The organism is Streptomyces sp. B1866 (assembly GCF_031932565.1).
In the GTDB taxonomy this organism is placed as follows: Bacteria; Actinomycetota; Actinomycetes; order Streptomycetales; family Streptomycetaceae; genus Streptomyces.
In genome coordinates this window covers 1-6,546 of the sequence record NZ_JAVSCF010000317.1, presented here as the reverse complement: position 1 = coordinate 6,546, position 6,546 = coordinate 1, and the positions used below count along the sequence as shown (strand labels likewise).

General features: G+C 75.9%; 4 protein-coding genes. All 4 read right to left on the bottom strand.

Going from position 1 to position 6,546, the window contains the following annotated elements:
* Positions 1 to 142: 142 nt before the first annotated feature.
* The 4 genes from RKE29_RS26880 to RKE29_RS26865 all read right to left on the bottom strand — a co-directional run bounded on the left by RKE29_RS26880 (position 143) and on the right by RKE29_RS26865 (position 6,347).
* Positions 143 to 718, bottom strand: coding sequence for a hypothetical protein (locus RKE29_RS26880; protein ID WP_312008259.1), 576 nt, complete (start codon positions 716 to 718; stop codon positions 143 to 145).
* 117 nt (positions 719 to 835) lie between these two features.
* Complete coding sequence (locus RKE29_RS26875) at positions 836 to 3,841, bottom strand: SpoIIE family protein phosphatase (RefSeq protein ID WP_312008258.1); 3,006 nt, start codon at positions 3,839 to 3,841, stop codon at positions 836 to 838.
* A gap of 492 nt (positions 3,842 to 4,333) precedes the next feature.
* Positions 4,334 to 5,014 carry a response regulator transcription factor gene (locus RKE29_RS26870; RefSeq protein ID WP_312008257.1) on the bottom strand — a complete coding sequence of 227 codons (681 nt, stop codon included), beginning with the start codon at positions 5,012 to 5,014 and terminating at the stop codon, positions 4,334 to 4,336.
* Positions 4,989 to 6,347, bottom strand: coding sequence for a sensor histidine kinase (locus tag RKE29_RS26865; RefSeq protein ID WP_312008256.1), 1,359 nt, complete (start codon positions 6,345 to 6,347; stop codon positions 4,989 to 4,991). The genes RKE29_RS26870 and RKE29_RS26865 overlap by 26 nt, the downstream gene beginning before the upstream one ends.
* Positions 6,348 to 6,546: the final 199 nt, after the last annotated feature.

Below are 6,546 nucleotides of genomic sequence, written 5' to 3'. Positions count from 1 at the left end.
GTACGCCGACCGGCCCGGGCCCGCGCGGCGCGGACGCCCGCGCGGGGCGCGCCACACGGCGGGCGCCCCGAACGCCCGGCGCACCGGGCCGGGGCGCACCGCACCGGACCGCCCGGACCGGAGGAGGGCGCGCGCCGCGAGGCTAGGGCGTGTGCTGGTTCCAGCGGGGGCCGATCTCTGCCCACTCCCGCTCCCAGCGCGCCGCCCGCGCCGCGTCCAGTCCCATCCGTACGGCCTTGCCGCAGCCCAGGGCCAGGCAGCCGGCGAGCACCGTCGCGGACGTGCCGCCGACGACGCCCGCCATGAGGGCCTGCTCGGGGGTCGCCGGGTCGTTGCGCAGGTGGCCCTGCCGGTCGAGCCAGACGCTGATGCGGGAGCCGGCCTCGCTGCGGGGCGCCACCAGGGCGCGGCCGGTGTGCGGGGTGCCGTTCTCGGCGGTCCAGCGGACGGTGGCGCGCACGCGGGTGCGCTGGCCCGCGACGGTCAGGCCCGCCTCGGCGTCGGGTGAGCGCTCCAGCAGCACGGCGGGGGTGCGCCGCCACTCGCGGCTCTGCCGCAGCATGGCGTCGTCCACCGTGGCTCCGGTGAGGACGCCCGCCGCCGGGGCCCCGACGGCGACCAGGGCGGCGACGGCCAGTCCGACCCACGCCTCGGCCACGTCCGAACCGCGCCGCAGCGGGTTGGGCCGCCGGCGCCAGAGCTTCACCTTGTCCCTCATCAGGTCCATCCCTTCGGCACATCGGGCGACGGTTTCCGCGTGCGCACACCGTCCCGGAATGCGCCTACCCGCTTTCGGACGGGTTCGGTCCACATGAACCGGAACTTTCGGCTCGGTTCAGCGGTCGTGGCCGGATGGTGACGGTTTGTCAGGAAGGGACTGCTCGGTCCAGATGCACTTGCCGCCGGGGGTGGAGCGGGTGCCCCAGCGCAGCGCGAGGGCGGCGACGAGCTGGAGGCCGCGCCCGCCCTCGTCCGTCACGGTGGTGCGGCGGATGTGCGGGGTGGTCTGGCTGCCGTCGGACACCTCGCAGATGAGGCTGCGGCTGCGCAGCAGGCGCAGGTGGATGGGGCCCCTGGCGTGCCGGACGACGTTGCCCACCAGCTCGCTGGCCAGGAGTTCGGTGGTGGTGGCCAGCTCCTCGTCGTCCAGGTGCCAGGCGGCGAGCTGGGTGCGGATGTGGTCGCGGGCCTGGCCGGCGGCGATGGGGTCCTCGGGCAGCGGCCAGTAGGCGACGTTCTCCGGGGGCAGGCGGCGGGTGCGGGCCACGAGGAGGGCGGCGTCGTCGTTGATGCGGTCGTCGGGCAGCAGGGCGGAGGTGACGGTGTCGCACAGGGCGTCCAGGCTGACGTCCCGTCCGCCCTGGCCGTCGTGCTGGGCGGTGGCCAGGGTGCGGGCGAGGTGCGCCATGCCGTCGTCGATCNCCAGGGTGCGGGCGAGGTGCGCCATGCCGTCGTCGATCTCGCGGGTGGCGGACTCCACCAGGCCGTCGGTGTAGAAGGCGAGCAGGCTGCCGGAGGCCAGTTGGAGCTGCGTGGTCTCGAACGGCGGGGTGGCGGCGCCGAGCGGCGGGTTGGCGGTGGGGGCGGCGAAGGTGACGGTGCCGTCGGGGCGGACGGTGGCGGGCGGCGGGTGGCCGGCGCTGGCGTAGGCGAACTCGCTGGTGACCGGGTCGTAGATGCCGTACAGGCAGGTGGAGAACAGGTCGTCGCCGAGGTCGGCGACCAGGTCGTTGAGGTGGGCGAGCACGTCGTCGGGGGACAGCTCCAGGTCGGACAGGGTGCGTACGGCGGTGCGCAGCCGGCCCATGGTGGCGGCCTCGGCCATGCCGTGGCCCATCACGTCGCCGATGACCAGGGCCACCCGGTCGCCGGAGAGCGGGATGATGTCGTACCAGTCGCCGCCCACGTCGGCGCCGCGCGTGGCGGGCAGGTAGCGGGCGGCGGCGGTGACGGCGGGCAGCTCCGGGAGCGTACGGGGCAGCAGGGCGCGCTGGAGGGCCTGCGCGCGGTTGGTGGCCGCGTCGTAGAGGCTGGCGCGCTCCAGGGCCTGGGCGACCAGGCCGCTGAGCGCGGTCAGCAGGGTCCGCTCGTCCTCGTCCAGGCGCCGGGGCTGGTCGAAGGAGATCACGCAGGTGCCGATGGGGCCCCCGGAGGCGTTCAGCGGCAGGAAGGCCCAGGCCTGCTTGCCGCCGGCCCGGGTCAGGTCGGTGAGGCCGGGGTAGGCGACCTCCAGCTCCTGCCGGGTGGCGTAGCTGCGCAAGGCGCGGGTGCGCAGCACGTCGGCGCCCGGGTTGGGGCCCGGCACGGGCGTGCCGTGGACGCGGTCGAGGAAGGCGGGCGGATAGCCCACGGCGTCGATGACGTGCAGGTGCTCGCCCTCCAGCCCCCAGACGATCAGGCCGCTGGCGCCGAAGGGCGGCAGCACGTTGTCGGCGACGGCGGTGGCCACGTCCTGCGCGGTGACGGCCTCGGCGAGCGCGCGGGTCAGGCGTCCCATGAGGGCGGCCCGCTCGGCGGCGGCGCGGTCGGCGGCCTCCCGCTCGGCCTGGCGACGGCGCCGCTCGGTGATGTCGGTGACGTACACGGTCAGGCCGTCGGGGACGGGCACCAGGCGCAGGTGGTACCAGCGGTCGGTGTCCGGCCAGGGGGCGTCGAAGCCCTCGGGCACGCCCTCGGCGGCGGCCCGGCGGCAGCGCGCCTCCAGGCCGGGCAGCCGCCGCAGGGCGGGCACCTCCCACATGGTCCGGCCGGTGAGGTGCCGGGAGGAGCCGAGCAGGTCCTCGGCCGCCGCGTTGACGAATCCGATGCGCCACTGGTCGTCCACGGACAGGAAGCCGTCGTTCATGTGCTGGAGGGCGCGGCCGACCGACTCCAGGGCGGCGTGCGTCTCGGTGGTGTGCCACACGGTGCCGATCAGGCGGACCGGCTCGCCGGTCTCGTCGGTCTCCACCCGGGCGCGGTCGCGCAGCCACGCGTACGTGCCGTTGGCCCGGCGCAGCCGGTACTCGGCCTCGAACGGGGAGCGGTTGCGGATGGCCTTGTCCACCTCGGCGACCACCCAGGGCTGGTCGTCGGGGTGGATCCAGTCGGCGAAGGTCTCGATGCGGTGGTCGAACCCGGACACGTCGATCCCGGCCGCGTCCAGCAGCTCGTGGTCGATGTCCAGGTGGCCGGTGCGCAGGTCCCACCGCCACTCCCCGGCCGCCGCCGCGTGCAGGGTCCGCGGGCCGCCGGGCACCGGGCCCGCGCCGGGGCCGGGCATCGGCGCCTGGAGCAGGGCCAGGGAGGCGCCGCCGGGCGAGGGCGGCAGCAGGCTCAGCCGGGAGGCGGCCCAGCGCGCCACCTCCCGGAAGAAGTCGCGCTGGTCGCGGGTGGGCTCGCCGCCGGGCGGGGTGAGCACGGACAGCGCGCCGAGGCAGCCGTCCGGGCCGGGCAGCGCGGCGGCGGCCATGCCGGTGCCCGGGGGCATGGCCGGCCCGCCGCCCAGGTCGGGCGTGCGGCCGTACCACTGCTCGGGTGTGGCCACGTCCGGCAGCCAGACGACCGCGCAGTCCCGGGTGGCGACGGCCGGGGCCACCGAGCCGTCCTCGGAGATGTTGCCCCACAGCCGGGTGAAGGACCGCGACAGCCCGCTGCTGGCGACCATGCGCAGGTCGCGGGCGATGTCCGGGGCGCGCAGGTGCGCCATGCCGCCCAGTCCGCCCAGCTCGGCCGTCACGTGCTGGAGGGCCGACAGCAGCACGTCGAGATCGCCGAGGTCGTCCAGGGCGGAGAGCATCCGCAGCCGGTCGGCCCGCACGGGCACCGGCTCGCGCGGGGTCTCCTCACGCCTGGCATGCACGGCCGTCCTCGTCCTCCGTGTCCACAGAAGAGTCGCCATCCCGGGCTGCCCCCCGATGCGCCTGTAATAACTATATATACTGCCGAATTTCCGCATGATCCCCGATCTTCTCGTGCTCCCGCCCTCCCGTACGGGCCCGGGATCCCCGTGCCGCCGGGCCCGCGCCGCCGCGCGTGTGAGGCTGTGACCCTGGGAAACCCGGACCGACTACGGATGTGTGCCCACTCCCTGGATTCGTATGTCCTGCATCACCAGGCACCGGCGCCCCTGGGCGGGCCGTCCGCCCGCGCGGGGCCGCCGGCGGCGAGCGCCGCGCGGCGGGGTTCTGCCTGAGCAGGCGCGTTGTCCCCGGCACGCGCGGGCGGGCCGCGACTCCGCGGATCGGCGCGGCGGACCTCCGGGCAGGCGCGCGGATGCCCGGGACGGCGCGCGGCGCCCGGACAGGCGCGCACGAAGATCAGGGGGCGCAGGGGCGCGCGGCAGGCGCTGTGGTCAGGCCCCCGCGCCCGGCGTGACCATGCCCGTCTCGTAGGCGAGGACCACGGCCTGCGCCCGGCTGCGCAGGTTGAGCTTGGCCATGGCGCGGTTGAGGTGGGTCTTCACGGTCGCCTCGCTGATGACCAGCTCGTCGGCGATCTGCACGTTGGACAGGCCCCGGCCGGTGAGCCGCAGCACCTCGCGCTCCCGGTCGGTGAGGGAGGCGAGCGCCTTCGGGCTGCCGCCCGCGCAGGGCTGCGGCTCCCGGTGGGTGCGCGCGTACGCCTCGATCAGGCGGCGGGTGACACTCGGCGCGAAGAGCATGTCGCCGGCCGCCACCGCCGTGACGGCCGCCAGCAGGCGCTGCGGGCCGGTGTCCTTCAGCAGGAAGCCGCAGGCCCCGGCGCGCAGCGCCGCGTACACGTACTCGTCCAGGTCGAACGTGGTCAGCATCAGGATCCGGGGCGGCGGGTCGGCGGCCTCGCGCAGGATGCGCTCGGTGGCGGTGATGCCGCTGACCCCCGGCATGCGGATGTCCATGAGGATCACGTCCGGGCGGTGCTCGGCGGCGAGCACAACCGCCTCCTCGCCGTCCGACGCCTCGCCGACGACCTCCATGCCGGGCGCCGCGCGCAGCAGCGCGGCGACCCCCGCCCGGATCAGCTCCTGGTCATCGACGACGAGCACCGTCACCATCGTCAGTCGTCTCCTCGCCCGCGTCCCGCCCCGTCGTGGTGTGGACAGGCAGCGTCAGCCGGACACGGAAGCCCCCGTCCGCGAGCGGACCCACGTCCAGGTGCCCCCCGTAGATCCGTGCCCGCTCCCGCATACCTATCAGGCCGTGGCCGGTCGAGGGGACCTGGACGGGGGGCTTTGTGACGGTGCTGTCACCGGCGTCGTTCACGACCGTGACAGTCAGGCGGTCGGGGCCGTAGTCGACGCGGACGGCGACGCGGGCGGTGGGCGCGTGCTTGATGACGTTGGTGAGCGCCTCCTGGACCACCCGGTACGCGCACTGCTCCAGGCCGGCCGGCAGCGGCCGCCGCGCCCCGGTGACGGCCAGGTCGGCCCGTACGGAGGCGCCGCGCACCCGCTCCACGACCTCCTCCAGGCGGTCCAGCCCCGGCGCCGGGGCGAAGCACCCGCGCCCCTCTCCCTCCCCGGCCTCCCCGCCTGCCGGAGCCCGCGCGCCCGGCCGGTCCGCCGCCGCGGGCGCGGGGCCGTCGTCGGGGTCCACCCGCAGCACCGACAGCAGCCGCCGCATCTCCTCCAGCGCCTCCGTGGTCTCGCCGGAGATGGTGGACAGGGCGGTGCGCGCGGTGGGCGGGTCGGAGTCGAAGACGTAGCCCGCCAGGCCCGCCTGGACGGAGATCACGGACATGTGGTGGGCCACGATGTCGTGCAGCTCCCGGGCGATGCGCACCCGCTCCTCGGCGACCGCGCGCCGCTCCCGCTGCTCCTGCTCGCGCCGCAGCCGGGCGGTCAGCCGCGTGAGCCGTACGTTGCGCTCCTCGGACGTGCGGGCGATGGCCCCGAACCGGCACAGCACGGCCGCGTACAGCACGCTCTGCGCCACCACGGCCGGCCACGACGGCTCCGCCCCGGTGGTCCCGCCGTAGATCCACGCCGCGACCATCAGCGCGGCGCAGGCCGCGGCGGTGCGGGCGGGCCGGGTGGCGGCGACGGTGTAGATGACCAGCATGACGCTGGGGCTGTTGACGACGGGCCAGTAGTCCAGGCCGATGAACAGCGTCCACAGTCCGGCCACCCAGCAGGCCACGGCCACCGGGGCGGTGCGGCGGAAGACGGTCGACAGGCTGATCAGGCAGGTCAGCACCGAGCCGGTGGCGTCCAGGCGGCGCCACGACGGCGGCACGTTGGGGTCGAAGCCCAGCAGCAGGCTGACCGCGGTGTAGGACAGCCCGAGGAGAGCGTCGAACACCCAGGGGGCCGCCGGGGCGGGCAGGAGATTCCGAGGGGTCTTCGGAAAGAGCCGGGCGGGTCGCCCGATGAGCCGTGCCTTCCGCATCGCCGCAGCGTAGCCCGGGGTGACGCGGGGGGCATCAGCCCTCGGGAGATGGAGCGTTACCGCGCTGGTTGCACACCGACGGCGCGGCTACCGCGAGGGTTGCGGCCGCCGACGGGCGGGGCCGGGCCCCGGGGCCTGCCCGGGGCGGCCGGGAGCGCGCGGCGGGGGCCGGAAGCGGGACCGGCCGCGGGCCGCGGGC

Excerpts from the sequence above, each read along its gene's own strand:
- RKE29_RS26880 (WP_312008259.1), bottom strand. The coding sequence starts at position 718 with ATGAGGGACAAGGTGAAGCTCTGGCGCCGGCGGCCCAACCCGCTGCGG.
- RKE29_RS26870 (WP_312008257.1), bottom strand. The coding sequence starts at position 5,014 with ATGGTGACGGTGCTCGTCGTCGATGACCAGGAGCTGATCCGGGCGGGG.
- RKE29_RS26865 (WP_312008256.1), bottom strand. The coding sequence starts at position 6,347 with ATGCGGAAGGCACGGCTCATCGGGCGACCCGCCCGGCTCTTTCCGAAG.